Genomic DNA, 26427 nt, shown 5'->3' on the forward strand with positions numbered 1-26427 from the left:
ACGGGGAATGATGCCTTAGACGGTCATCGGGTTGGGTTTGGCGGGATCAAGGTTGTACTTCTTGAGCGCCTCGGCGACCACCTTGCGTTCGATCGTGCCTTCGTCTGCCAGCGCATTGAGCGCGGCAGCCGTGACCCAGTAGCGGTCGACTTCGAAGAAGTGGCGCAGTTTTTCGCGGGTGTCCGAACGGCCATAGCCATCCGTGCCCAGCACGACGAACTTCTGCGGCACGAACGCACGGATCTGCTCGGTCAGCGCACGCACGTAGTCGGTCGATGCGATGACCGGACCTTGCGCGTCCTTCAACAGCTTCTCGACGTGCGAGAGCTTCTTCTCTTCGGTCGGGTGCAGCAGGTTCCAGCGCTGGACTTCGTGGCCTTCGCGCGCCAGTTCGGTGAAGCTCGGCACACTCCACAGGTCGGCGGCGACGCCCCAGTCGTTCTTCAGCAGGTCGGCGGCGGCGATCACTTCGTTGAAGATCGTGCCCGCGCCCATCAGCTGCACGCGCGGCGCCTTCTTGTCAGCTTCGGCCTTGCGGAACGCGTACATGCCCTTGATGATGTCGGCCGCTACAGCGTCGCCCTGCGGAATCGCCGGGTGCTCGTAGTTTTCGTTCATCACCGTGATGTAGTAATACACGTCTTCCTGGTCGGCCACCATGCGGCGCAGACCGTCCTGCATGATGACCGCGAGTTCGTAACCGAACGTCGGGTCGTAGCTGATGCAGTTCGGCACCGAAGCGGCCCACAGCAGCGAGTGGCCGTCTTCGTGTTGCAGACCTTCGCCGTTCAGCGTCGTGCGGCCCGCGGTGCCGCCCAGCAGGAAGCCGCGCGAGCGCATGTCGCCCGCCGCCCATGCGAGGTCGCCGATACGCTGGAAGCCGAACATCGAGTAGAAGATGTAGAACGGGATCATGATTTCGCCGTGCGTCGAATACGACGTCGCGGCTGCGATCCAGTCGGCCATGCCGCCGGCTTCGTTGATGCCTTCCTGCAGAATCTGGCCGCTTTCCGACTCGCGGTAGAACATCAGCTGGTCGGAGTCTTCCGGCACGTACTTCTGGCCGTCCTGATTCCAGATACCGATCTGACGGAAGAGGCCCTCCATACCGAAAGTACGCGACTCGTCCGGCACGATCGGCACGATGCGCTTGCCGAGCGCCTTGTCCTTCAGGAGGATGTTCAGGATCCGCACGAACGCCATCGTCGTGGAGATCTCGCGGCCTTCGCCCGTGCCCTTCAACAACGGCTCGAACGCCGACAGTTCCGGCACCGGCAGCGAGTCCGCCTTCTGACGACGCGCCGGCAGATAGCCGCCGAGGTCCTGGCGGCGAGCGCGCATGTACTCAAGTTCCTTCGAACCTTCTTCGAACTTGAGGTACGGCACGTTGACGAGGTCTTCGTCGGCGATCGGCAGACGGAACTGATCGCGGAATTTCTTCAGCTGCTCCACCTGCATCTTCTTCTGCTGGTGGGTGATGTTCATCGCCTGGCCGGCTTCGCCCATGCCGTAGCCCTTGATCGTCTTCGCGAGGATGACGGTCGGCTGGCCCTTCGAATTCGATGCTTCCTGGAACGCTGCGTAGATCTTGTGCGGATCGTGGCCGCCGCGATTCAGATTCCAGATGTCTTCGTCGGACCATTCGGCGACCAGCGCCTTCAGTTCCGGCGTGTTGAAGAAGTGCTCGCGCACATACGCGCCCGACTCCGACTTGTACGTCTGGTATTCGCCGTCGACGACGTCCATCATCCGGCGCATCAGCGCGCCCGACTTGTCGCGTTGGAACAGCGCATCCCAGCGGCTGCCCCAGATCACCTTGATGACGTTCCAGCCCGCGCCGCGGAATTCGCTTTCGAGTTCCTGGATGATCTTGCCGTTACCGCGCACCGGGCCATCGAGGCGCTGCAGGTTGCAGTTGATCACGAACACCAGGTTGTCGAGGCGTTCGCGGCCGGCCATGCCGATCGCGCCGAGCGATTCCGGCTCGTCCGTCTCGCCGTCGCCGAGGAAGGCCCAGACCTTGCGGCCTTCGGTCTTCGTGATGCCGCGCGCCTGCATGTACTTCATGAAGCGCGCCTGGTAGATCGCCATGATCGGGCCGAGGCCCATCGAGACGGTCGGGAATTGCCAGAAGTCCGGCATCAGCCACGGGTGCGGATACGACGAGATGCCCTCGCCGCCCACTTCCTGACGGAAGTTGTCGAGCTGGTTTTCGGTCAGGCGGCCGAGCAGGAACGCGCGCGAGTAGACGCCCGGCGACGAGTGGCCCTGCACGAACACGAGATCGCCGCCATGCGCGGCGGACGGTGCGTGCCAGAAATGGTTGTAGCCGACGTCATACAGGGTGGCCGCCGAAGCGAACGACGCGATGTGGCCGCCGACGTTGGTTTCCTTGCCCGCACGCAGCACCATCGCGATGGCGTTCCAGCGCGTGTACGAGCGGATGCGGTGTTCGAGGTCCTGGTCGCCGGGGATCTTCGCCTGGCGCGCGACCGGAATCGTGTTGATGTACGGGGTGTTGGCCGAGAACGGCAGATGTTCGCCGTGCACGCGGGCGAACTCGATCTGTTTCTCGATCAGGTAGTGGGCACGGTCGGGGCCCACAGCAGAAATCACGCCATCCAGCGCTTCAAGCCATTCGCCGGTTTCCTGGGGATCGTCGTCTTTTTCAGCGGCGACATATTTCATGACTTCGTCGGGTACAGCGGACATGCTCGTCTCCTGGATATAGAGGAACGCTCTTTGGACAGACGACGCGGACGAAGCACGACCGCGGCAGCTCCGGCCGATTGTAATAAGGCTCCCGACGTCCACGCAACAAAATTTTCAAATGACGAGATCACTTCTCATAATGCGGAAAATTGCTGCGACGCAACCTGGTTTGACTGCCGATCGGCGGATACGTCGGCTAGTTTGCGCCGATTAACGGTACTTTCCGTGCTTTTTTGCGCCATTTGTCAGTCACGCGCTGCGCTACAATGCCACGCATGTTGACCGAACGGCTTTTCGCTCGCTCGGCGCGCACCGCCGGTTCGCCGGGCGATTCGACGCCGTCCTCCCGCTGGCACCATGGACCATGGTGGTCGAATTCCTATTTGCTGACGCCGCTCCTGTCGATCCTGGTTTTCCTGGTCGTCATGAGCCTGATCCTGTGGAGCCTCAACCGGCGCGAACAGCAGCAGCAGGAAGACACCCTCTACCGTAACGTCGCGTGGGCGCAGCAGCAGATCCGCCTGTCCATGACCGGCGCGCAGGAACAGATTCAGGCGCTCGCACGCGATCTGGCCACCGGCCACGCCGATCCGCATTCGTTCCAGGCGTCCACCACGGACATCATGCAGGGGCATCCCGAGATCCTCTACATGAACTGGTACACCAGCGCGCAGCAGCCGCGCTGGCCCAATACCGCCCTGCCCGTATTCGGCCAGCGGCTCGCGAGGCCCAACGACGCGCAGATGGACGAAGCGGTCAAAGCCGCCTTCACCGAAGCGCGCGACACGCGCCGCCAGGTCTATTCGCCACTGATCTACGACGACCTCGGCAACGGCTATATCACGCTGCAAACGCCGGTGTTCCGCGACCGCGAGTTCCTCGGCTCGATTGCGGCGGTGTTCTCGGTCGAAGGCATTCTCAAGCGCGACATCCCGCCCGAGCTGTCGGCCAAATACAAGATCTCGATCATCGACGTGAACAACCGCGAGTTGACCACCACGTCAACCCGCCCGCGCCTGCCGCGCGACATGTTCTACGACCTGCCGCTCGATCCGCCGGGCCAAGGCATCTCGGTGCGCGTCTACGCGTTCCCGCAGATGACCAACTTCACCAACAACACGCTGGTGTGGCTGGTGGCGGGCCTCTCGTGCTTCGTGCTGTGGAGCCTCTGGAGTCTGTGGAAGCACACGCGCCAGCGCTTCGAAGCGCAGCAGGCGCTGTACGCGGAAGCGTTCTTCCGCCGCGCGATGGAAAACTCGGTGCTGATCGGCATGCGCGTGCTCGACATGCACGGGCGCATCACCCACGTGAATCCCGCGTTCTGCCGGATGACCGGCTGGGACGAGAGCGATCTGGTCGGCAAGAACGCGCCGTTCGCCTACTGGCCGCGCGACGCCTATCCCGAGATGCAACGCCAGCTCGACATGACACTGCGCGGCAAGGCGCCGTCCTCGGGGTTCGAGTTGCGGGTGCGCAGGAAAGACGGCTCGCTGTTCCATGCGCGTCTCTATGTATCGCCGCTGATCGACAGTTCGGGCCGCCAGACCGGCTGGATGTCGTCGATGACCGACATCACCGAACCGAAACGCGCGCGCGAGGAACTCGCCGCCGCCCACGAACGCTTCACCACCGTGCTCGAAAGCCTCGACGCCGCGGTGTCGGTGCTGGCCGCCGACGAAGCCGAGCTGCTGTTCGCCAATCGCTACTACCGGCACCTGTTCGGTATTCGCCCCGACGGCCATCTGGAATTGGCGGGCGGCGGGTTCGATAGCGCACAGGCGTCGTCCGATTCGATCGATATGGTGGATACCTACGCGGGCCTGCCCGCGGCCGCGTTGACCGAAAGCACCGCCGATGCGCAGGAAATCTACGTGCAAAGCATCCAGAAGTGGTTCGAAGTGCGCCGTCAGTACATCCAGTGGGTGGACGGCCACCTCGCGCAGATGCAGATCGCGACCGACATCACCACCCGCAAGCGGGCGCAGGAACTGGCGCGCCAGCAGGACGAAAAGCTGCAGTTCACGAGCCGCCTGATGACGATGGGCGAGATGGCCTCGTCGCTCGCGCACGAACTCAATCAGCCGCTCGCCGCGATCAACAACTATTGCTCCGGCACCGTCGCGCTGGTTAAATCCGGTCGCACGACGCCCGACAATCTGCTGCCGGTGCTTGAAAAAACCGCCCAGCAGGCGGTGCGCGCCGGCATGATCATCAAACGCATCCGCGAGTTCGTGAAGCGCAGCGAGCCGAAGCGGCAAGCCACGCGCGTCGCCGACATCGTCGCGGACGCGGTGGGGCTCGCCGAGATCGAAACGCGCAAGCGTCGCATTCGCATCGTCACCGATCTGCGCTCGCGCCTGCCGGTGATCTACGTCGACCCGGTGCTGATCGAGCAGGTGCTGGTCAACCTGCTGAAGAACGGCGCCGAGGCGATGGCCGAAGCCCGCCCGAATGCGGTCGATCCGGTGATCCGGGTGGTCGTGCGGCTGGAGAGCGGCTTTGTCTGCATCAGCGTCGTCGACCAGGGTCCGGGCGTCGACGAAGCGACAGCCGAGCGGCTGTTCGAACCGTTTTACAGCACCAAGTCCGATGGTATGGGCATGGGGCTGAACATTTGCCGTTCGATTATCGAATCGCACCGCGGCCGTCTGTGGGTGGTGAACAACGTCGAGTCCGACGGCCACATCACAGGCGCCACGTTCCATTGCAGTCTGCCTATTGGAGAGCCTGACGGCCCGAGCAACGGCGGGTCAGAGGCGCCGACACCACAAACCGTTACGGGAGAGCTATGAACAGCCCAGTCACCACACAGGAAACTGTCTTTGTCGTCGACGACGACGAGGCCGTGCGAGATTCGCTGCGCTGGCTGCTGGAGGCGAACGGCTACCGCGTGCAATGCTTCTCCAGCGCCGAGCAGTTCATCGACGCATGGCAGCCGCATCAGCATCCGGGCCAGATCGCCTGCCTGATCCTCGATGTGCGGATGTCCGGCATGAGCGGGCTCGAGTTGCAGGAACGCCTGATCGCCGACAACGCGTCGCTGCCGATCATCTTCGTGACGGGTCACGGCGATGTGCCGATGGCCGTGTCGACGATGAAAAAAGGCGCGATGGACTTCATCGAGAAACCGTTTGACGAAGCCGAGTTGCGCAAGCTCGTCGAGCGCATGCTCGACAAGGCGCGCACCGAGAGCACCAGCGTGCAGCAGCAACGCGCCGCCGCCGAGCGTCTTGGCAAGCTGACCGCACGTGAGCATCAGGTGCTCGAGCGCATCATCGCGGGCCGCCTGAACAAGCAGATCGCCGACGACCTCGGCATCAGCATCAAGACGGTCGAAGCGCATCGCGCGAACATCATGGAAAAGCTCAACGTCAACACGGTCGCCGATCTGCTGCGACTCGCGCTGTCGAACAAGCCGCAACCCGCGCAATAAATCCGACGGGCGGCATTCCCCGCAAGAGCCCATCGCATTGCCCACGGCCGGACTGCAGAAGCGTCCGGCCCGCACCGGTTCCATGCCTGCGCTACTCGCGCACGGCACCCTTCCCGCGTTTGCATTTGCGCGCCATCCCCCGCGCCGTCTTCCCTATTGCAGTGCCGGTCACGATGCGCGGCCCGGTAATTGCTCACCCCGGCTGGTCCGTTTCTAATACACCACTTTCGTCCGACATGATTGACAAGCCCCGCTACGCCCCCTAATTTATACAGAACTCCTTAGGAGGTGCTGATGCGCAATCAATGCGGGTACGACACGCGGTACACGGCGCACAGCGTTTCGCGAAACGCCGCATGCGGACCACGCGGCCCGCATGCCGCACCTCCTGCATCGTTGCCGCTTCATTGTCGCGTCGTCCACCGCATCCGCATCACTCGCACGCGGCTGCCCATTCATCCGCTACACCTCGCCTCGCCTGCCTGTGCTCTCTCCGATTCCAGCGTGACGCATCGCCGTGGCGCGTGCCGCGCATCGACGTTTCGCCTGTAACCCGACCGTGAGGATGTCATCGTGAAACGATCTGCAGCGCATCGCTCGCGCGTTTTGCTCGCCTGCGCCGCCCTTGTCGGGGCGCCGCTCGTCGCCGGGCTCGTCATGCCGGACGCAGTGCTTGCGCAAAGCGCCGCCAAGGTCTCGACCCAACAACTCGATTCGTTGACGGCCCCCATCGCGCTGTATCCCGACGCCTTGCTCGCGCAGGTGCTGATGGCTTCCACGTTCCCGCAGCACGTACAGGCCGCGGCCGCCTGGTCCAAAGCGAACCCGAAGCTGCAGGGCGACGACGCCGTCAAGGCGGTCGCCGGCGAATCGTGGGACCCGAGCGTGCAATCGCTGGTCGCCTTCCCCCAGGTGCTCGCGACGATGTCCGCGAAACCCGACTGGGTCTCGCAACTCGGCAGCGCCTTCCTCGCCCAGCCCAATGACGTGATGGACTCCGTGCAGCGCCTGCGCAAGCAGGCCCAGGCAGCCGGCAATCTGAAGACGAGCGAACAGCAGAAGGTCGTCGTCGAACAGAGCACAATCCAGATCGTGCCGGCCAATCCGCAGGTCGTGTACGTGCCGACCTATAACCCGACGGTGGTCTACGGCACGTGGCCGTATCCGGCCTATCCGCCGGTCTATGTGCCTCCGCCGCCCGGCTATGCGGTGGCGAGCGGGCTCGCCGCAGGTCTCGCGTTCGGCACCGGCGTGGCCGTGGCGAACTCACTGTGGGGCGGCTTCAACTGGAATACGCACGACGTCAACGTCAATGTGAACCGCTACAACAACATCAATGTGAACCACCGGATCGACGCGAACAGCAACACGACGAACTGGAATCGCAATGCCAACGTGAACCGCAACAACGTCAACAACAATCTCGGCGCCGCGCAGCGCGATGCGTATCGCGGCCGCGACAACGCGCGCGCCGAGGCGCAGCAGACGTTGCAGCAGCGCACCGGCCAGCAGATGGGCGGCAGCGCGAGCCAGCGCGTGCAAGGGATTCACCAGGGCGGCGTCACGAATCAGAACCTGCAGAACCACGCGCAGAATATGAATCGCGACAACGCGCTGCGCGGCGCTGGCGACGGCAACGCCGCGCGGCTGGACGCGCAGCGCGGCCAGGCGAGCCGCGCCGGAATGGCGGGCGAAGGACAGCGTGCAGGTGGTGGACAGCATGCGGGCGGCGGCTTCGGCGCGCACGGCGGCGGCCAGTCTTACCAGGGTGGTGGCGGCCTTGGCGCACATGGAGGCGGCGTCCAGAGAGGTGGCGGGGGCGGCGCAATGGGCGGCGGGGGTGGCAGGTTCGGCGGCGGGGGCGGGGGTCACATGGGCCACCGCCGTTGAACGTTCAAGAGGAGACTCGATGATGCGCTTATTACCCCGGGGCACGTTGCGCGCCCGCGTTCAGGTTCGGACACTGGCCGCCGCCGTCGGCTGCATCGGCGCGCTGCTGGCTGTCACGGGCACCGCCCATGCGCAAGCCGTCTACCCGAGCGCCGACGCTGCCGCCAACGCTTTCGTCGACGCTGTCGCGAGCAATGACGACCCCGCGCTCAAGCATGTGCTCGGCGGCGACTTTCGTCGCTTCATCCCCACCGCGGACATCGGCGAGGACGATATCTACCAGTTCCTCGGCGCGTGGTCGAAGGGGCATCAGATCGTCGAAGATCCGGCCACCGGCAAAGGACACGCCACCGCGCACGTGGCGGTCGGCGACAGCGGCTGGACCTTGCCGATTCCGCTCGTGCAAACGGCGCAGGGCTGGCGCTTCGATCCGCGTGCCGCGCATGATGAAATGCTGACGCGCCGCATCGGCCGCAATGAACGCGCGGCGATCATGACCTCGCTCGCCTATGTCGACGCACAGAACGATTATCACAACCTGACGCAGCATTACGCGCAGCGCTTCGTCAGTACGCGCGGACAGCACGACGGTCTGTACTGGCCGACGGCGCCCGGCGAAGCCGAAAGCCCGCTCGGGCCGCTCGCCGCCACGATGCCCAACGGCACGCTGCCGACGCAGGCGTATCACGGCTATCACTACCGGATCCTCACCGCGCAAGGGCCGCATGCAAAAGGCGGGGCGCGAAACCATGTCGAGAACGGCGTGATGAGCGGAGGGTTCGGGCTGATCGCGTCGCCCGCCGAGTATGGCCGGACCGGGGTGATGAGTTTCATCGTCAATCAGGACGGGCAGGTGTATCAGAAGGACCTCGGGCCTCAGACGGCGCGTGCAGCGGCGGCGGTCAAAGCGTTCGATCCGGACGAGAGCTGGCAGGCGGTGCAGCCGTAAGCGTGACCTTGGCGGCAAGGGGGCAATGGCCTGGCGGTCGCGCTGTGCGCGACGCGAATCCACGCATGGCGCGTCAAACAGGCCCGGTATAATGTCGGACTTCGCAGCCGCGCCTATCTCCGATTCGCGCCGCGCGCTTTTCACGTGCCGACCCGTTCCCGCTGAAAAGCGCCATCGCGCGGGGCGCCTTCAGGCGTCCGCGCCCTGTTCCGCTTTCCAAACTGCCTATCTCGACCCGACCATGACTGCCAAACTGATCGACGGCCTCGCCCTTTCCAAGACTCTGCGCGCCGACGTCGCCGCGCGCGCCGCCGCCCTCACCGCCCGCGGCCATCAGCCGGGCCTCGCCGTCGTGCTGGTCGGCGACAATCCGGCCAGCGAAGTGTATGTGCGCAACAAGGTCAAGGCGTGCCAGGACAACGGCCTCGGCTCGTCGTTCGACCGCTATCCGGCCGACCTGCCGGAAGCCGACCTGCTCGCGCGCATCGACGAACTGAACCGCGATCCGCGCATCCACGGAATTCTGGTGCAACTGCCGCTGCCCAAACACATCGACAGCCACAAGGTCATCGAGGCGATCGCGCCGGAAAAAGACGTCGACGGCTTTCACGTCGCCAATGCCGGCGCGCTGATGACCGGCCAGCCGCTGTTTCGTCCGTGCACGCCCTACGGCGTGATGAAAATGTTCGACGCGTACGGGATCGACCTGAAAGGCGCCAACGCCGTGGTGATCGGCCGCTCGAACATCGTCGGCAAGCCGATGGCGCTGCTGCTGCTCGAAGCCGGCGCGACCGTGACGATCTGCCATAGCAAGACGCGCGAACTGGCCGCGCACACGCGCAACGCCGACGTGGTGGTCGCGGCCACTGGCCTGCGCAACATCCTGACGGCGGACATGGTGAAGCCGGGCGCGACCGTGATCGACGTCGGCATGAATCGCGACGACGCCGGCAAGCTGTGCGGCGACGTCGATTTCGCGGGCGTCAAGGAAGTGGCCGGCTACATCACGCCGGTGCCGGGCGGCGTCGGCCCGATGACCATCACGATGCTGCTCGTCAACACGATCGAAGCCGCCGAGCGCGAAGCGGACGCGAAGGCGTAACGGCGGCCCGCAAAGAAACAGCCGGCGAAGCATGTTCGCCGGCGAAGAGACTTTCCGCGCCCCCTTGGCGCCGAGCTTCGCGCACAGAAGCCCGGCGCAGGAAACAGCGGCACTCACGGGCAGCGGTGCGCAGCGCGCGCACCGCCTCAACGGATCGCCTGATCCCCCGCAGCGATGCCTGTCGCCGGCGGCCTGTGCTGCGGCGCGAGGCGCGTGCGACACCACGTCAGCACCGGCCGCTCCACGAAGTGCCACGACAGTGCCGCACTCACGAGGATCAACGGCGCGGCGACCACCAGCGACATCCCGTGGCTCAACTGCGGCGCTCTATTCGCGATGCACTGCTGCACCATGAATCCGTACAGATAAATGCCGTACGAGTAGTCGTGACGCGGCACGAAGCGCCGCAGTACTGGCGTCGTTCCCACCCATAGCACGCCGTACACGAAGGCCAGATAGAAGAGCGGCTGCGCGCCGGTCGTATCGCGAAAGACCAGAAACACCATCGCGAACCCCAGCGCCGTCAGGCCGTTGATGTCGACCCGCTCGCGCCAGCCGTACAGCAGCATCCCCAGTATGAAGAACGGCTCCGGCCAGAACGAATAGCCGTTGGCGGGATGGCTGAAATCCCGCGTGCCCAGTTGCAGATGCGGCAGATGCACGCGCAACACGATCGCGGCGCCGCCGAGCGCCGCCGCCAGCAGCACGCCGCGCGGGCTGGACAGCAGCCCCAGCATGCCGGTCACGAGCACGATCAGATAGCAGCGCACTTCGATCGGCAGCGTCCACAGCGTTGCACAGATCTCGTGCGGCATGCGGTTGTGCTCGAACACGCCAGGCAGCGTCCAACGGGTCTTCAGCACGATGGTGGAGAAGTTGTCGAGGTTCGCCCACGTCATCCCGGAGGCGAAGTATTCGCGCAGCGGCAGCGTCGTAAAAAGCGGCCCGATGATGAACACCGTCACGACCGAGCCGACCGCCACCGCCGGCCACAGCCGCGCAATCCGCAACGCGACGAAACGCGGCCCCGAGCGTTGCCGGTCGAAGCTGGCGGTCACCAGCAAGCCGCTCAGCAGAAAAAATGCGTAGACGCCGAACGCGCCGAAACCATCGAAGCCGAGCGCATTTTCCACCCAGTCAGTCGTGCCATCCGGCGCCTGGAGCAGATACGAATGGCCATAGACGACGGCAACGGCGGCCAGCAGCCGCACGAGGTCGAAGTTGTTGCCGTTGCGCTTTAAAGCGTGCGAAAGCGGGTTCATCGACACCTCTGACAGGAAACATCGCTCACTGCTAGCGACACGTCAGATTGCGGCAGGGCAGCAAAGCGCACCGTTCGCTTTCGCACAGAAACGCAGCGGCTGCAGTAGCCCCCCAAGGTGCTCGACCGCGCGTGGGGCCGCCGGCATGTCGCACGCCGCATGCCGCATGCCGCATACCGCATGCGATTCGCCCACGGAGCCGCGACATCTGATAATTTGTCAGCCGACGGATTGGAATCGGCGCGTCCCGCCCCAATAATGTTCTTATCGGGTGCCACAGGCGGCCGCGCGCGCCCCGTCGATGCACCGATTACCCGTTCACCCGCGTCAGACAGGAAGCCTCATGTCCACTACTCCCTCGCATCACGACAATCCGCTCCTCGATTTTTCCGACCTGCCGCGCTTTGCCGACATCCGCCCTGAACACGTCACGCCCGCCCTCGATGTGCTGCTCGCCGACGCGGCCGCCGCGGTCGAACGCGCCGCGCTGCCGGTCACGCCCGCGTCGTGGGCCGATGTGGTCGAGCCGGTCGAACGCGCCACCGAACCGCTGTCGCGCGCGTGGAGTGTGGTCGGCCATCTGAACGCCGTCGCCGATACGCCCGAACTGCGCGCCGTGTACGGCGAAAATCTGCCGCGTGTGACCGAATTCTGGTCGAGCGTCGGACAGAACCTCGCGCTGTACGAGAAGTACAAGGCGCTGAACGCGAGCAGCGATTTCGCGTCGCTGACCGGCGAGCGCAAGAAGATCCTCGGCAACGCGCTGCGCGATTTCCGTCTGTCCGGCGCCGAACTGCCGGAAGACCAGAAGCCGCACTTCGCCGAACTGCAGGAAAAGCAGGCGGGGCTGTCGAAGGCCTTCTCGGACCACGTGCTCGACGCGACCAACGCTTACGCGTACATCGTCGAAGCGGGCGGGCAAGCGCAACTCGCCGGACTGCCCGAAGACGTGATCGAAGCCGCGAAGGAAGCGGCCGAACGCGAAGGCAAGACCGGCTACAAATTCACGCTGCACTTCCCGTCATATTTCCCGGTGATGCAGTACTCGGAAAATCGTCCGATGCGCGAAGCGATGTACCGCGCGTACGTGACGCGCGCATCCGAGCTCGGCGCGCAATATGGCAACGGCAAGCCTGAGTGGGACAACACATCGGTGCTCGCCGAGCAGTTGAAGCTGCGCGCGGAAGAAGCGCATATGCTCGGCTACGGCAACTTCGCCGAAGTCTCGCTCGCGCCGAAGATGGCCGAATCACCCGCCCAGGTCATGACGTTCCTCGAAGACCTCGCCACGCGCGCGCGTCCGCATGCGGAACAGGACTGGAAGGAGCTGCGCGAATTCGCCGCGAACGAACTCGGCATGAGCGAGCTGCAACCGTGGGACATGACGTTTGCCGCTGAACGTCTGCGCCAGAAGCGCTATTCGTTCTCCGAGAACGAGGTCAAACAGTACTTCCCCGAAGACGCGGTGTTCAAGGGGCTCTTCAAGGTCACCGAAACGCTGTTCGGCGTGCGCATCCGTCGCGACGAAGCGGCCGTGTGGCATCCGGACGTGCGCTTTTTCCGCGTGGAGAATCAGGACGGCGGTCTGGTCGCACAGTTCTACCTCGACCTGTATGCCCGCGAAGGCAAACGCGGCGGCGCCTGGATGGACGATGCGCGCGGCCGTCACAAGCACTCGCACGGCGGCGTGCAAACGCCGGTCGCGTACCTGACCTGCAATTTCTCAGCGCCCGTCGGCGGCAAACCCGCCTGCTTCACGCACGACGAAGTCATCACGCTGTTCCACGAGTTCGGTCACGGGCTGCATCACATGCTCACGCGCGTCGATGAACTGGGCGTCTCGGGTATCAACGGCGTCGAGTGGGACGCGGTCGAACTGCCGTCGCAATTCATGGAGAACTTCTGCTGGGAGTGGGACGTGCTCAGCGACATGACCTCGCACGTCGAAACAGCGAAGCCGCTGCCGCGCGAGCTGTTCGACAAGATGCTGGCCGCGAAGAACTTCCAGAGCGGTCTGGGCACGCTGCGTCAGATCGTGTTCTCGATGTTCGACATGCAACTGCATACCGGCTTCGACGCGAGCGGCACGAAGAGCGCCACCGAACTCGCGAGCGAGATCAACGAACGCTTTCACGTGGTGCCGCAAGCATCGTTCTCGCGTTGGCCGAACACGTTCAGCCATATTTTCGCGGGCGGCTATGCGGCGGGTTACTACAGCTACAAGTGGGCTGAAGTGCTGTCCGCCGACGCGTACGCCGCGTTCGAAGAAGCGGCGCAAGCCGCGAGCGGCAGCGTGCTCGATCAGACGACCGGCATGCGCTATCGCAAGGAGATTCTGGAGGTGGGCGGCAGCCGTCCGGCGATGGAATCGTTCAAGGCGTTTCGTGGCCGCGAGCCGAATATCGACGCGCTGTTGCGTCATAACGGCATGGCGCCGGGCTCGGTGCATTAACCGGTTCAAGCATCGAGCGGCGTGTTGCTGAGCGCCGTCGATGTCGATGTCGGTGCCGCAGAAGAAAGCCGGCGGCCTGCGTGGGCAGGCGCCGGCTTTTTCTTGCGCCAACGCCTGCGCACGCGAACCGCAAACCTTGCCGCGGCGCGCCGGCGGCTAGCCGCTAGCCGCGATGCAGCTTGAAGTCCACCTGCGCCGGACGCCCTTCGAGCGACAGCGCCGCCCGCGCAGCAGGCGCGCGGCTCACCACCTTGCCACGGCTCACCACCGCGAGCCGCGCGGCGCGCAGGCGGATCGCCTCGACCGGATCACGCGCGTCGAGCAGCACCAGATTGGCCGCGCATCCCGGCGCGATGCCATAGCCTTCCAGACCGAGAATCCGCGCGGCATTCACCGTGACCGCGTCGAAGCATGCGCGCATGCCGTCGACGCCCGTCATCTGCGCGACGTGCAAGCCCATGTGCGCGACTTCGAGCATGTCGCCCGAACCGAGGCTGTACCACGGGTCCATCACGCAGTCGTGGCCGAACGCGACGTTGATGCCGGCCGCCATCATCTCCGGCACGCGCGTCATGCCGCGCCGCTTCGGATAGGTGTCGCTGCGGCCCTGCAGCGTGATGTTGATGAGCGGATTCGCGATCGCGGCGACGCCCGACTCGCGCATCAACGGCAGGAGCTTGCTGACGTAGTAGTTGTCCATCGAATGCATCGACGTCAGATGCGAGCCGGTGACGCGCCCCTGCAAACCGAGCCGCTGCGTTTCGGCCGCAAGCGTTTCGATGTGGCGCGACATGGGGTCGTCCGACTCGTCGCAATGCATGTCGACGCGCAAGCCCTGCTCCGCCGCGTACTCGCACAGCAGGCGCACGGACTGCGCGCCGTCGGCCATCGTGCGCTCGAAATGCGGAATGCCGCCGACCACGTCGACGCCCATCGCGATCGCCCGCTTGAGGTTCTCGAACGCGCCGGCGCTGCGCAGCACGCCGTCCTGCGGAAACGCCACCAGTTGCAGATCGAGATACGGCGCGACCCGGCGCTTCACTTCGAGCAGGGCCTCGACCGCGAGCAGGCGCGGATCGCACACGTCGACATGGCTGCGGATCGCCAGCAAACCGCGCGCGACGGCCCAGTCGCAATACTGCAACGCGCGCTCGACGAGCGCCGCCTGCGTCAGTTCCGGCTTCAGCTCACCCCACAGCGCAATGCCTTCGAGCAGCGTGCCCGACGCGTTCACACGCGGCAAGCCGTACGACAGTGTTGCGTCCATGTGGAAATGCGGATCGACGAACGGCGGCGTGACGAGCGAACCCGCCGCATCGATTTCTTCGCCCGCGCTCGCGGCGAGGTTCGCCTCGACGGCGACGATGCGGCCCGCATCGATGCCGATGTCGACCGGGTGCCTGTCCTGTGGCGCGGCGCCTGACGGCAGCATCGCGCGGCGGATGATCAGATCCATATGTCTCTCCCTTTGCCCGCTTCTGACTGGTTACGATTCTATCGGCGACAGAAAAGGTCGTGCGGTGTTTTATCCGGATGCGCGCCCCGGCTTCCGTACCGGCGCGCGGCGCGCAATCCGTACCGGCTGCACGCTTCGCCGCGCGCCTATACTCGGCGTTCAGGACGGTGCATACCGGGCGTTCCGGCAGCCGTCATCCGTTCACGGAGCAGGCAGATGAAAATGATCGGCGTGATTGGTGGGATGAGTTGGGAGTCGTCCACCGAGTATTACAAACTCCTCAACCGTCACGCGAAGATACGGCTCGGCGGTCATCACAACGCGCGCAGTCTGATGCTGACGGTCGACTTCGCGCCGATCGAGGCGAACCAGCGCGCGGGCGACTGGAGCGCGCTCGGTCAGCAGATGGCCGATGCCGCGCGCCAGCTCGAACGCGGCGGCGCCGATCTCGTGATGCTCGCGACCAACACGATGCATCGCGTGTACGAGTCGATCGAGCAGGCGATCACGGTGCCGTTCCTGCATATCGCCGATCCGACCGGCGATGCGCTGCGGGCCGCGGGTATCGAACGGGTTGGCCTGCTCGGCACGCGCTATACGATGGAGCAGACGTTTTACACGGGCCGCCTGCGCGAGCGCTACGGCCTCGAAACGCTCGTTCCCGATGAAGCCGGCCGCACCGACGTGCACCGCATCATTTACGACGAACTGTGTCACGGCAAGGTGAAGGATGCGTCGCGAGCGGTGTATCAAGGTGTGATCCAATCATTGGCCGAGCGTGGCGCGCAGGCGGTGATTCTCGGCTGTACTGAAATCACGTTGCTGATCAAGCCGGAAGATTCCGCGCTGCCGGTGTTCGATACGACCGCACTGCATGCGCAAGCGGCGGTGGAATGGGCGATTGACACGGAGTGAGTTGAATATCAGGTGAAATAGCCTGCGCATCGGTGACAAGGTCGAGGGTGGGCGCCTGATACCGCTGACGTCTTATGCCTCGTCACGGTTGCAGACGATCAGGGCGTTGCAGTTGATTGCCGGACCATCGCCAGCGGGGCCGACTGGTTGCACGCGGCGAGACCGGAATGCCGCATGAATGCGTGTTCGCCATCAGCCGCGCTGCTGATGACCGGCGGAACTGCGCATCGCGCACAACAAGCCAATCAATGCGGCGGACCTGCCGCTCCTGTCTCCGCACGGCCAACGTCACGGTCAATCAGGAATTCCAGTCCGGTCCTGAACCTGTATGTTGCGTATCTTGCTACACGTACGCGCATGATTTCCTCATACTCGTACGCGAACGCGACGCCCGACGAGTAGACCAACGAGAGGTCGCGCTGGTTGATCATCTGCCTCGCCGGGGTGATCGCGAGCTTCCCCGACGTCGGGAGTTCGTGGCAATCCAGAGCTGCCCCGCGAACGTTCGCTTTGTCGGATGGCGTGGTCACGGCGGTGATACGCGTGATGAAATCGACTGCACGACTCAATGCGTGTGGGCCCGGATAATAGCGTCTTTCGAATGCGCTCGATCCACCAATGCCTCGTCGGTGGACTCCCGTGCGTCAATGCTCGTATTGGCACGGTCGAGCGTCGCTCGGGCCCTGTTCATGTCGATCGCCCCTTCCCATCGTGCTACTACAATCGTCGCCACGCCGTTGCCGATCAGGTTCGTGACTGCACGCGCCTCGTTGAGGAAGCGGTCGACTCCCAGCAGCAGCACCAGCCCGGACACAGGGATTTTGTGCATTGAAGCCAGCGTGGCAGCCAGCGCGACGAATCCGGCCCCCGCCACACCCGCAGATCCCTTGGACGTCAGCAGCAACACGCCGAGCAGCAGCAACTGGTCCCAAAGAGTTAGGTGGATATTCATCGCCTGTGCAATGAACATCGAAGCCATGGTCAGGTAGATCGCCGTGCCATCGGCGTTGAAGGTATAGCCCGTTGGCAACACCATGCCGACCACGGGGCGTGAACACCCCATCTTCTCCATTTTGATCAGCATTTGGGGGAGCACCGCTTCGGTCGACGCCGTGCCGAGGGTGATGAAAATTTCGTCCTTGATGTAGCGGAGATACTTCCACAGCGACAGTCCGCTCATCCGCATCACCAGTCCAAGCACCACGACCACGAAGAAAATCGAAGTCAGATAAAGACACAGCATCAACTGGCCGAATGAGGCCAGCGTGCCGATGCCGTACTTCGCGATGGTGAATGCCATACCGCCAAAAGCGCCAATCGGCGCGACGTACATCACGATTCGCACGACGCCGAACATGCCTTGAAGAAACATATCGAGCATGTCGACGAACGGCGCGGTACGGGGACCCAGCCTGGCGAGCGCGATGGCGAGCAGCAGTGAAAAGAAGATGATGGGTAGGATATCCCCATTCGCGAACGCTCCGACAATGCTGTTCGGAACGATGCTCATGAAGAACTCAAGCATGCCGTGCTGCCGTGCTGCGTGGGTGTAGGCGGCAATCGCGGAACTGTCGATATGCGCGGGGTCGATGTTCATGCCACTGCCCGGCTTGATCACGTTCACGATGATGAGGCCAACAGCAAGCGCAATCGTCGATGCTATTTCGAAGTAGATGACCGCCTTGACGCCAACGCGACCGGCCTCATGAAGATCACTCATGCGAGCGATACCGACGACGACGGAGGCGAAAATGATCGGAGCAAGCAGCATCCGGATCAGTTTGATGAACAGGTCGCCAAGTGGTTTGAGTTGGGAACCGATGTCAGGATAGAAATGGCCGACGAGGACGCCGGCGACAATGCCAATCAGAACCTGTACGTAGAGCCTGGAAAGATATTTTCCGATCTTTGAAACCCGCATGACTGTCTCCTATGCGTGGCATCTTTTAATGAAAGTCAGCTCGTGCTCATCGCAGCGGGACTTCCCACTGCGGTGAGCACGGACCGCTTTCGCCTGCGTTCCCTTTGTCTATTTTTGTGAACGCTGCGCCGACGCCTGAGTCGGCGCGTTTGCCGGTTGACGGCTTAGGCCGACAGCTTCTGCATCTCGGCAAACAGATCGGCTTTGCCTTCGAAGCCGATACCCGGCAGATCGGGCATGGTGATGTAGCCGTTGTCCACCTTCACGCCGTCGGGGAAGCCGCCATACGGCTGGAACAGGTCGGGATAGGATTCGTTGCCGCCGAGACCCAGGCCGGCCGCGATGTTCAACGACATCTGGTGTCCACCGTGCGGAATGCAGCGGCTCGGCGACCAGCCGTGCTGATGCAGCATGTCGAGCGTGCGCAGATACTCGACGAGGCCGTAGCTCAGTGCGCAGTCGAACTGCAGCCAATCGCGATCCGGACGCATGCCGCCGTAGCGAATCAGGTTGCGGGCGTCCTGCATCGAGAACAGGTCCTCGCCGGTCGCCATCGGTTTGTCGTAGTAGTTACGCAAGGTCGCCTGCAGTTCGTAGTCGAGCGGATCGCCCGGTTCCTCGTACCAGAACAGGTCGTATTGCGAGAGCGCCTTCGCGTACTGGATCGCCGTGTCGAGATCGAAACGGCCGTTGGCGTCGACGGCCAGCTTCTGCCCGTCGCCGAGTACGCTCAGAATCGAGTCGATGCGGCGCAGGTCTTCGTCGAGCGAGGCCCCGCCGATCTTCTTCTTCACGACCGTATAGCCACGGTCGACATAACTACGCATTTCGTCTTTCAGCTTCCCGTGATCCTGACCCGGGTAGTAATAACCGCCCGCCGCGTACACGAAAATCTTGCGCTCGGGTTGGCCGTTGCCATAGCGATCCGCCAGCAGTTGGAACAGCGGTTTGCCCTCGATCTTTGCCACCGCATCCCAGATCGCCATGTCGATCGTGCCGATCGCGACCGAGCGCTCACCGTGACCGCCGGGCTTCTCGTTGGTGAACATGGTCGCCCAGATCTTGTGCGGATCGAGGTTGTCGCCGGCGTCGTTCACGAGCGCGGCGGGATCGGCTTCGAGGATGCGCGGAATGAAACGCTCGCGCATCAGCTTGCCCTGGCCGTAGCGGCCGTTGGAGTTGAAGCCATAACCCACGATCGGCTTTCCGTCCCGGATGACATCCGTCACCACGGCGACGAGACTCAGCGTCATCTTCCGGAAGTCGATATAGGCATTGCGGATCGGGGAGCTGATCGGAACGGTTTTTTCGCGGATTTCCACGATTCTCATGACAGTGTCTCCTGAGTTTTAGGCACGCATTGCATGCACCTGGCTGCGATGGAAACTAGCTTATCCGCGAATCGAGGCGTTAGAATTCGCTTTGATTCATTTCATTTTTTACTTTAGGTGAACAACTGAAGTGGCAACCGACCCGGCATCCGATTTCGCGTTTTTCATCCTCCTCGCCAAGCTCAAAAGCCTGTCGGGAGCGGCGCGCGCGCTCGATCTCACCCCACCGGCCGCCACCAAACGGCTGGGCCTGATCGAACAGAAGCTGGGGGTGCGGCTGGTCAACCGGACGACGAGAAGCGTCAGTCTCACGCCGGAAGGCGAGACCTATCTGCGCTACGCGACGCAAATCGTCGGGCAGGTCCGGCAGATGGAAGACGAGATATCGGGTGCCAGGTCCGACCCTCATGGGCTGTTGCGGATCAATGCGACGCTCGGCTTCGGGCGCACGACCATCGCGCCGCTCGTGTCCGACTTCGCGAAGCGGTTTCCGAATGTCGAAATCCAGTTCGAAGTGACCGACCGACCCATCGATCTGGTCGAGGAGGCATTCGATATGGCGATCCGTTTCGGCGAGCTTCCGGACAGCCGGCTGAGTGCGAGGCGCATCATGAGCAACCGCCGTTTTCTTTGCGCCTCCCCTAAATACCTGGAGCGTTTCGGGACGCCGGCGCGCGTCGAGGACCTCGCCCGCCACCGCTGCATCATTCATCGCCAGAACAACGATGCCTATGGCGTCTGGAGGTACGTGCAGGGCGACCACACCGAGGCACTGAAAGTCAAAGGCGCCCTGTCGAGCAACGATGGCGACATCGTGCTGCGCTGGGCGCTCGACGGGCATGGGATCCTGATTCGTTCCGAATGGGATCTGGCGAAGTATGTTCAGAGCGGCAGGTTAAAACTGGTCCTGCCAGACACGGAATTGCCGTCCGCCGATCTGTTTGTCTACTATTCCAGCCAGCGCAATCAGACCGCGCGCGCGCGAGCATTCATTGATTTCCTGATCGATCATTTTCAGGCTCCGTTCATCCCGGTCGAAACCGGTGCTTTGATCTACGCTCAAAAAAAGCGAGCCGGCCGCAAGGCATAAGTCGTGCATCGCATGCAACGTGACTGTCCGCTATGTATAGTGCTTGCGCATTCGCGAGGCGAAAGATGTTTCGGCATCCGTATGATTGATATCCCGGACCGACTTGTCGTCAAAGGCTGCCTGCGCTTCTTCAAGCCTGCCTCCGGTATGACTGCCTGATGCAAGTCTCGCGGGAACGCCCTGCATTTGCACTTCTTTCGGGGGTTCGGCGCGTCTCGGTTTCCCGCGCCCCTGCAAGGACTCGCGACAAGCGATTCAGCAAAGGGGCTGAGAAGGCACATCGCGCGCGTGCTGTCGTTCGGTTACGAAGTCGGCAGGTAGCAAGGCAAGAGCGACAGTGTGAAGCCGTCAGAAGCCACAAAACAAAAAGCCCGCTAGCGCGGGCTTCTGTCACAGCGGATTTGCCAGATTTCTGAGTGCTTTTTCGCTTACTGCCTAAGCCCCTGAAATCTTGCAAAGCCTTGTAATGCTTTGGTTGCGGGGACAGGATTTGAACCTGTGACCTTCGGGTTATGAGCCCGACGAGCTGCCAGACTGCTCCACCCCGCGTCAGAGAAAAAAGATTATATCTGGCAGATCACAATACGTCAAACCATTGTGCGAATTATTCCGCGAACGATCGCATACGCAGAGGCACTCGTTCGTGAAACGCGTCAAAGATCCTGGACCGTCGCGCCTTCCACCTTGCCATCGATGATGTCCGCGCCGTACTGACTCGCGCTGCGTTTGGCCACGCCGAAATCCGCGATCGTGGCGGGCAGCACGAGGCGAAACACGCGGCTCGCTTTCGAGCCGCTGATCGCACCCGGACGACATACGCGCACCGCGACGTCGTAGCCCTCGGCGTGCCGCTTGTGGCCGTCGAATTTGTCGAACGCCCGCGAAAACACCAGCGGGTGCACTTCGAAGTCCTTATAAAGGGCGGGGTAAAGTTCGGCCATGATGACTCTCCGACTCGCAATCGTGCGAAAGTGTGTGGTCCCACTATACGCCGCGACATCCCGCCATCGCGCTTTTATTTTTGCAGCGCCGCGCGGGCAATTTTCACCGGCCCCGCTCTCGCGCGATAAGATGCGGGACTACTGGAATCGCCTGCGGAATCAAGCGCGACGTCAGCCGCGCGATGAGTCGAATAGCCGTCGTCCGCGCGACACGCGGCAAACCTGAGCGCTCGAGTAAAACGAGGGGTCGAGGCCCCCGCGAAACCTTGCCCCGCAAGAATGTGAGAATGTCATGAAAATCGCCACCTGGAACGTCAACTCTCTTAAAGTCCGCCAGCAGCACGTGATCGACTGGCTCGAAACCAGCGGCACCGACGTGCTGTGTCTCCAGGAACTGAAGCTGCCTGACGAGAAATTCCCGCGCGCCGAACTCACCGAGAAAGGCTACCGGAGCTGGTATGCCGGACAGAAAACCTATAACGGTGTCGGCATTCTGGTGCGCGACGGGCTGGACGTCGACGAAAGCAGCATCGTGCGCAACATCCCGGGCTTCGAAGATCCGCAGCAACGCGTGATCGCGGCCACCATCGAAGGCGTGCGCATCATCTCGGCGTACTTCCCGAACGGCCAGGCGCCGGGCACCGACAAGTTCGCGTACAAACTGCGCTGGCTCGCGGCGCTGCACGACTGGATCGCAAGCGAAATGGCGCTGCATCCGAAGCTCGCGCTGCTCGGCGATTACAACATCGCGCCCGAAGATCGCGACGTGCACGATCCGAAAGCATGGGAAGGCCAGAACCTCGTTTCGCCGGAAGAACGCGCCGCGTTCGTGCGGCTGATCGGACTCGGCCTGCTCGATGCGTTCCGCCAGTTCGAACAGCCGGAGAAGATCTACTCGTGGTGGGACTACCGGATGATGGCGTTCCGCCGCAATGCGGGGCTGCGCATCGACCACATCCTGCTGTCGAAGCCCCTGGCCGACGCATGCTCGGCGTGCGACATCGACAAGGTGCCGCGCAAATGGGAACAGCCGTCCGATCACGCGCCGGTCTTCGCGCTGCTCGGCTGAGCCACCGATTCGACGACGGTGCGACGCGTCGCTAACGCCTCGCACCACGCGCAGCGTGCGCCCTAGACCGCCGTGTCGGCCTGCGCGGAGCCGCCCACGCCCAGCACGCTCCACAGGAATTCGAAGACCATCGCGTCATGCTCGGCCTGCTCCAGTTCATCGGAGCCCCCGTGCCCGCCTTCCGTGTTCTCCCGATACCAGACATTGTCCGCGAGAGGCGCGCCGAGCGCCTGCATGCGCGCGGCCATCTTGCGCGCGTGGCCGGGATGCACGCGATCGTCGGCGGTCGAAGTGGTGAACAGCACGGGCGGATACGCGACACCCGCCGACACGCGGTGATACGGCGAGTAAGCGGCCAGCACACGCGCTTCATCGGGTTCGTCCGGGTCGCCGTATTCGTCGATCCACGACGCGCCCGCGTGCAGCAGGTGATAGCGGCTCATATCGAGCAAAGGCACTTCGCACACGACCGCGCCAAACAACTCGGGACGCTGCACCATGCATGCCGCCACCAGCAAACCGCCGTTGCTGCCGCCCTGAATGCCGAGCTGCGCGGCACTCGTCACGCCGGTGTCGATGAGCGCCTCGGCGACCGCAATGAAGTCGTCGAATGCGCGCTGGCGCTCCTCGCCCTGCGCCGCCGTGTGCCAGCGCGTGCCGAACTCGCCGCCGCCGCGAATATGCGCGACCACATACACGCCGCCGCGCTCCAGCCAACCGATGCCCTGCCCGGTCAGATAGCTCGGCAGAAGCGGAATCGCGAAGCCGCCGTAGCCGCTCAACAGGCAGGGGCGCGGTTCATGCGACGGGTCGAACGATTGCGCGGCGCGCGGCCCGATCACCGTATACGGCACCCGCGTGCCGTCCGCCGACACCGCATGCCCGCGCGTGACGGCGAAGCGCGTCGCGTCGAACTGGGTCGGCCAGCGGTCGATCAATTCCCACTCGCTCAGATTCTCCCGCGCGAGGTCGGCCAGCCAGTACGCAGGCGGCTGCAGATAGTCATCGGTATCGACGAACACTTCGTCGTTCAGCGTCGGCTCGACAGGCGACACGTCGGCCTGTGCGTCGGCATGTGCTGGAAAGAGGCGCTGCTGCCAATGCCATGCGTGATCCGCGTCTTGCGACGGTGTCCACAGCAAGGTCTTGTTCTGCACGTCGTCGAGGTACGACACGATCAGGTGATTGCGCGTATGCGTCCACTCGCAGGCCGAGGTCAGCGGCGTCGGCATGAATAGCGGCAGCACGTCGCGCTCGCCGCGCAGAAACGCGTCCTCGCGGATCGCCAGCAACGCGCCGCCCGGATAATGTGCGCCATCGCTATCCCAGTCGAGGCGCGGTTCGAGCAGCAGCCAGCCTTGCCAGCCTCCCACCGCGACGTGCGCGGGCACGTCGTACTGACGCCACGCGTCGATGGCGACATCAGCACCCTCGGCGCTATCGAGGTAATACGTGTGCGAGTCGAAAAAATCGACGCTGCTCACCACGGTATGGCGGCGCTCCACCGGATCGTAGTGCGCCTCCACGCCGATGTCGCCGAACGCGCCCCTGAACACCACCGGCGCGTCGGCGAGCGCGGTGCCGCGCGTCCAGCGCCGCACGTCGCGCGGATAGCCGGAGCGCGTCAGCGTCTTGCGGCCGTTGTCCCAGCCGACGTACAGCGTGTCCCGATCGATCCACGACGCCGTGTGCTTGCCCGCCTTCGCGATCACGAAGCCGTCGTCGACGAAACGCTGCGCCTCGATGTCGAACTCGCGCACCACCTGCGCGTCCGATCCGCCCGGCGACATCGTGATCAGCGCGCGATCGCCGTCCGGATAAAGAATGTCGAGTTCGACGCACACCCACGGCGTGCCTTCAGCGGCGCCGAGCGCGTCGAAATCGAGCAGGTTCTGCCAGACCGGCGCGCCGCTGCGCCATGCCGCCCACGTCGTGCGCCGCCAGATGCCCTTCGGATTGCGCTCGTCCTGCCACAGATCGTAAGCCCAGTCTTTCCACCGATCGGGAATCACCGGACGCTCACGCGGCAGATACGCATCGGCAAGCCGCTGCCTGAGCGACTCGAATTGCGCGCCGCTACACCATGCAGCGCGCGTGCGGGTGTTCTGCTGTTCGACCCACGCGAGCGCAGCGGGGTCGTCGAGTGCTTCGAGCGACAGGAACGGATCAGGGGAAAGCGGCCAGGAGAAGGAAGCGGGAGAGTTCAGAGGAGCGGGCATCGTCGGCTGTCGAATGAAAACAGCGTTGATTATGCCTTGCGGGAACCCGCGGCCCGGATAACGGGCGATATCGGGCTTGCGCCGCAACGGCAGGCCGAGGCGGCTCGCGCCCCGCCCCGCCGCTGCAACGACGCCTTGCTCAGGGCTCGAGATTGAGTTCCTGAATCTTGCGCGTAATGGTATTGCGACCGATGCCCAGGCGCTCCGCCGCCTCGACCTTGCGCCCGCGCGTGAAGTCGAGCGCTTCGCGAATCACCGCCGCTTCGAAACGGCGTGCGAGTTCGTCCATCACGTCTGCCGAGTTTTCGCGCAAGAGCCGCGCGACTTCGGTGCGCAAGCCGCCTTCCCACGCGCTCACCGCGGTCGCGACCGGCGTGCCCACCGCGCCGGCCGGATGCGCCGCGGCGCTCGCGCCGTTGACCGGCGCACTGCCGGCGAAGCCCTCGTCGCCCGTCCCTGCCCCAGCCGCCACGCCGCCGGTGAGATCGCTCACGCCGGCTTGTGCGGGACCGAGGTCAGGCGGCAAGTCCTTGATCTCGATAGTCTGCGCGGGCGCCATCACCGTGAGCCAGTTGGCGAGATTCTCCAACTGCCGCACGTTGCCCGGAAACGGCAGCGACGCGAGATAGGCGAGCGCTTCTTCCGACACGCGCTTCGATTCGACACCGAGATCGCGCGCGCTCTTCTGCAGGAAGTGCCGCGTGAGCAGCGGAATGTCCTCGCTGCGTTCGCGCAATGCGGGCAAGCGCAGGCGAATCACGTTGAGCCGGTGATACAAGTCCTCGCGGAACAGGCCTTGACGTACGCGCGATTCGAGATTCTGGTGCGTCGCCGCGATCACGCGCACATTGGCGCGCAACGGGTTGTGACCGCCGACGCGATAGAACTGCCCGTCCGACAGCACCCGCAACAGACGCGTTTGCAGATCGAACGGCATATCGCCGATTTCGTCGAGAAACAGCGTGCCGTTCTCGGCCTGTTCGAAACGTCCCTGGCGCATCGCCTGCGCCCCGGTGAACGCGCCGCGCTCATGGCCGAACAGTTCGGATTCCAGCAGATCCTTCGGAATCGCGGCGGTGTTCAGCGCGATGAACGGACCGTTCGCGCGTGGGCTATGTCGGTGCAACGCACGCGCGACCAGTTCCTTCCCGGTGCCTGATTCGCCGGTAATGAGCACGGTGGCCGCGGAATGCGACAGGCGGCCGATCGCGCGAAACATGTCCTGCATCGCCGGCGCCTGGCCGAGCATTTCGGGCGCTTCGGCGACGCGCTCGTCCCACGGCTGTTCGCCGCGCATGCTTTCGTCGACGGCGCGGCGGATCAGTTCGACCGCCTTGTCCACGTCGAACGGTTTGGCGAGATACTCGAACGCCCCGCCCTGGAACGCGGCAACCGCGCTATCGAGATCCGAGAACGCCGTCATGATGATGACGGGCAGGCCCGGCACCTTGTCGCGTACGGTTTGCAGCAATTCGAGGCCGGAGCCGCCCGGCATCCTGATGTCGGACACCAGCACCTGCGGGCTGTCGTGATCGAGCGCGGCCGAGGCCTCACGGACGTTCGCGAAGCTGCGAGTCGCGAAGTTTTCGCGGGCGAGCGCTTTTTCGAGCACCCAGCGAATCGATTGATCGTCGTCTACTATCCAGATCGGCTTCATATGGGTCGGTCAGAAGTCTTGAAATGCG

At 63.8% G+C, this 26427-nt stretch carries 17 protein-coding genes and 1 tRNA gene; 9 read left to right on the forward strand and 9 right to left on the reverse strand.

Annotated elements, in window-relative coordinates:
• Positions 1 to 15 precede the first annotated feature (15 nt).
• The gene (gene aceE, locus PQQ53_RS11950) at positions 16 to 2712 is read right to left on the reverse strand and encodes a pyruvate dehydrogenase (acetyl-transferring), homodimeric type (protein WP_408143990.1); all 2697 of its coding nucleotides are present in this window, start codon (positions 2710 to 2712) and stop codon (positions 16 to 18) included.
• Between the two features lie 275 nt (positions 2713 to 2987).
• On the opposite strand from aceE, the gene fixL reads away from it, so the two are divergent.
• From fixL to folD, 5 genes are all read left to right on the forward strand, one after another.
• Positions 2988 to 5504 (forward strand): oxygen sensor histidine kinase FixL, encoded by a 2517-nt coding sequence (gene fixL, locus PQQ53_RS11955; protein WP_408143988.1) that lies wholly within the window; start codon positions 2988 to 2990, stop codon positions 5502 to 5504.
• Entirely contained in the window at positions 5501 to 6145 is a 645-nt protein-coding gene (gene fixJ, locus PQQ53_RS11960) for an oxygen response regulator transcription factor FixJ (protein ID WP_408143986.1), read from the forward strand. Before fixL ends, fixJ begins: the two co-directional genes overlap by 4 nt.
• A gap of 573 nt (positions 6146 to 6718) precedes the next feature.
• Positions 6719 to 8035 (forward strand): DUF3300 domain-containing protein, encoded by a 1317-nt coding sequence (locus tag PQQ53_RS11965; RefSeq protein WP_408324193.1) that lies wholly within the window; start codon positions 6719 to 6721, stop codon positions 8033 to 8035.
• A gap of 19 nt (positions 8036 to 8054) precedes the next feature.
• Positions 8055 to 8984 (forward strand): DUF2950 domain-containing protein, encoded by a 930-nt coding sequence (locus PQQ53_RS11970; protein ID WP_408156325.1) that lies wholly within the window; start codon positions 8055 to 8057, stop codon positions 8982 to 8984.
• A gap of 241 nt (positions 8985 to 9225) precedes the next feature.
• Positions 9226 to 10086 carry a bifunctional methylenetetrahydrofolate dehydrogenase/methenyltetrahydrofolate cyclohydrolase FolD gene (gene folD / locus PQQ53_RS11975; RefSeq protein ID WP_408324195.1) on the forward strand — a complete coding sequence of 287 codons (861 nt, stop codon included), beginning with the start codon at positions 9226 to 9228 and terminating at the stop codon, positions 10084 to 10086.
• 146 nt (positions 10087 to 10232) lie between these two features.
• Here folD and PQQ53_RS11980 read toward each other — a convergent pair whose 3' ends face one another.
• Positions 10233 to 11348: an acyltransferase family protein gene (locus PQQ53_RS11980; protein ID WP_408143980.1), complete on the reverse strand. Its 1116-nt coding sequence runs from the start codon at positions 11346 to 11348 to the stop codon at positions 10233 to 10235.
• 343 nt (positions 11349 to 11691) lie between these two features.
• Between PQQ53_RS11980 and PQQ53_RS11985 the strand changes: the two genes are divergently transcribed.
• Positions 11692 to 13800, forward strand: a complete 2109-nt coding sequence (locus tag PQQ53_RS11985; protein WP_408324197.1) for a M3 family metallopeptidase — start codon at positions 11692 to 11694, stop codon at positions 13798 to 13800.
• Positions 13801 to 13963: 163 nt separating this feature from the next.
• Here PQQ53_RS11985 and PQQ53_RS11990 read toward each other — a convergent pair whose 3' ends face one another.
• A complete protein-coding gene (locus PQQ53_RS11990; protein WP_408324199.1) occupies positions 13964 to 15256 on the reverse strand; it encodes an amidohydrolase family protein in 1293 nt (430 codons plus the stop codon).
• Between the two features lie 216 nt (positions 15257 to 15472).
• Here PQQ53_RS11990 and PQQ53_RS11995 point away from each other — a divergent pair, with 216 nt between their 5' ends.
• Positions 15473 to 16171: an aspartate/glutamate racemase family protein gene (locus PQQ53_RS11995; RefSeq protein ID WP_408324200.1), complete on the forward strand. Its 699-nt coding sequence runs from the start codon at positions 15473 to 15475 to the stop codon at positions 16169 to 16171.
• A gap of 565 nt (positions 16172 to 16736) precedes the next feature.
• On the opposite strand, the gene dctA is transcribed toward PQQ53_RS11995, so the two are convergent.
• Together dctA and PQQ53_RS12005 are read right to left on the reverse strand one after the other, a co-directional pair.
• Entirely contained in the window at positions 16737 to 18092 is a 1356-nt protein-coding gene (gene dctA / locus PQQ53_RS12000) for a C4-dicarboxylate transporter DctA (RefSeq protein ID WP_408324202.1), read from the reverse strand.
• A gap of 164 nt (positions 18093 to 18256) precedes the next feature.
• A complete protein-coding gene (locus PQQ53_RS12005) occupies positions 18257 to 19423 on the reverse strand; it encodes a mandelate racemase/muconate lactonizing enzyme family protein (RefSeq protein ID WP_408143971.1) in 1167 nt (388 codons plus the stop codon).
• A 130-nt stretch (positions 19424 to 19553) separates the two neighbouring features.
• Between PQQ53_RS12005 and PQQ53_RS12010 the strand changes: the two genes are divergently transcribed.
• A complete protein-coding gene (locus PQQ53_RS12010; RefSeq protein ID WP_408143969.1) occupies positions 19554 to 20513 on the forward strand; it encodes a LysR family transcriptional regulator in 960 nt (319 codons plus the stop codon).
• A gap of 472 nt (positions 20514 to 20985) precedes the next feature.
• Here PQQ53_RS12010 and PQQ53_RS12015 read toward each other — a convergent pair.
• Together PQQ53_RS12015 and PQQ53_RS12020 are read right to left on the reverse strand one after the other, a co-directional pair.
• A tRNA-Met gene (locus PQQ53_RS12015) sits at positions 20986 to 21062 on the reverse strand.
• Between the two features lie 104 nt (positions 21063 to 21166).
• On the reverse strand, positions 21167 to 21454 hold the full coding sequence (locus PQQ53_RS12020) for a hypothetical protein (RefSeq protein ID WP_121317276.1): 288 nt from the start codon (positions 21452 to 21454) through the stop codon (positions 21167 to 21169).
• Between the two features lie 292 nt (positions 21455 to 21746).
• On the opposite strand from PQQ53_RS12020, the gene xth reads away from it, so the two are divergent.
• Entirely contained in the window at positions 21747 to 22523 is a 777-nt protein-coding gene (xth, locus tag PQQ53_RS12025; RefSeq protein ID WP_408143967.1) for an exodeoxyribonuclease III, read from the forward strand.
• A 62-nt stretch (positions 22524 to 22585) separates the two neighbouring features.
• On the opposite strand, the gene PQQ53_RS12030 is transcribed toward xth, so the two are convergent.
• Positions 22586 to 24742, reverse strand: a complete 2157-nt coding sequence (locus PQQ53_RS12030; RefSeq protein WP_408324203.1) for a prolyl oligopeptidase family serine peptidase — start codon at positions 24740 to 24742, stop codon at positions 22586 to 22588.
• A 139-nt stretch (positions 24743 to 24881) separates the two neighbouring features.
• Positions 24882 to 26399, reverse strand: a complete 1518-nt coding sequence (gene ntrC / locus PQQ53_RS12035; RefSeq protein ID WP_408143963.1) for a nitrogen regulation protein NR(I) — start codon at positions 26397 to 26399, stop codon at positions 24882 to 24884.
• Between the last annotated feature and the right edge of the window lie 28 nt (positions 26400 to 26427).

The sequence above is a fragment of the Paraburkholderia strydomiana genome (assembly GCF_046030495.1).
GTDB classification, from domain to species: domain Bacteria; phylum Pseudomonadota; class Gammaproteobacteria; order Burkholderiales; family Burkholderiaceae; genus Paraburkholderia; species Paraburkholderia strydomiana_A.

What these genes read in the sequence shown, in the direction of transcription:
- aceE (WP_408143990.1), bottom strand. Translation starts at nt 2,712, where the DNA reads ATGTCCGCTGTACCCGACGAAGTCATGAAATATGTCGCCGCTGAAAAA.
- fixL (WP_408143988.1), top strand. Translation starts at nt 2,988, where the DNA reads ATGTTGACCGAACGGCTTTTCGCTCGCTCGGCGCGCACCGCCGGTTCG.
- fixJ (WP_408143986.1), top strand. Translation starts at nt 5,501, where the DNA reads ATGAACAGCCCAGTCACCACACAGGAAACTGTCTTTGTCGTCGACGAC.
- PQQ53_RS11970 (WP_408156325.1), top strand. Translation starts at nt 8,055, where the DNA reads ATGATGCGCTTATTACCCCGGGGCACGTTGCGCGCCCGCGTTCAGGTT.
- folD (WP_408324195.1), top strand. Translation starts at nt 9,226, where the DNA reads ATGACTGCCAAACTGATCGACGGCCTCGCCCTTTCCAAGACTCTGCGC.
- PQQ53_RS11980 (WP_408143980.1), bottom strand. Translation starts at nt 11,348, where the DNA reads ATGAACCCGCTTTCGCACGCTTTAAAGCGCAACGGCAACAACTTCGAC.
- PQQ53_RS11985 (WP_408324197.1), top strand. Translation starts at nt 11,692, where the DNA reads ATGTCCACTACTCCCTCGCATCACGACAATCCGCTCCTCGATTTTTCC.
- PQQ53_RS11990 (WP_408324199.1), bottom strand. Translation starts at nt 15,256, where the DNA reads ATGGATCTGATCATCCGCCGCGCGATGCTGCCGTCAGGCGCCGCGCCA.
- PQQ53_RS11995 (WP_408324200.1), top strand. Translation starts at nt 15,473, where the DNA reads ATGAAAATGATCGGCGTGATTGGTGGGATGAGTTGGGAGTCGTCCACC.
- dctA (WP_408324202.1), bottom strand. Translation starts at nt 18,092, where the DNA reads ATGCGGGTTTCAAAGATCGGAAAATATCTTTCCAGGCTCTACGTACAG.
- PQQ53_RS12005 (WP_408143971.1), bottom strand. Translation starts at nt 19,423, where the DNA reads ATGAGAATCGTGGAAATCCGCGAAAAAACCGTTCCGATCAGCTCCCCG.
- PQQ53_RS12020 (WP_121317276.1), bottom strand. Translation starts at nt 21,454, where the DNA reads ATGGCCGAACTTTACCCCGCCCTTTATAAGGACTTCGAAGTGCACCCG.
- xth (WP_408143967.1), top strand. Translation starts at nt 21,747, where the DNA reads ATGAAAATCGCCACCTGGAACGTCAACTCTCTTAAAGTCCGCCAGCAG.
- PQQ53_RS12030 (WP_408324203.1), bottom strand. Translation starts at nt 24,742, where the DNA reads ATGCCCGCTCCTCTGAACTCTCCCGCTTCCTTCTCCTGGCCGCTTTCC.
- ntrC (WP_408143963.1), bottom strand. Translation starts at nt 26,399, where the DNA reads ATGAAGCCGATCTGGATAGTAGACGACGATCAATCGATTCGCTGGGTG.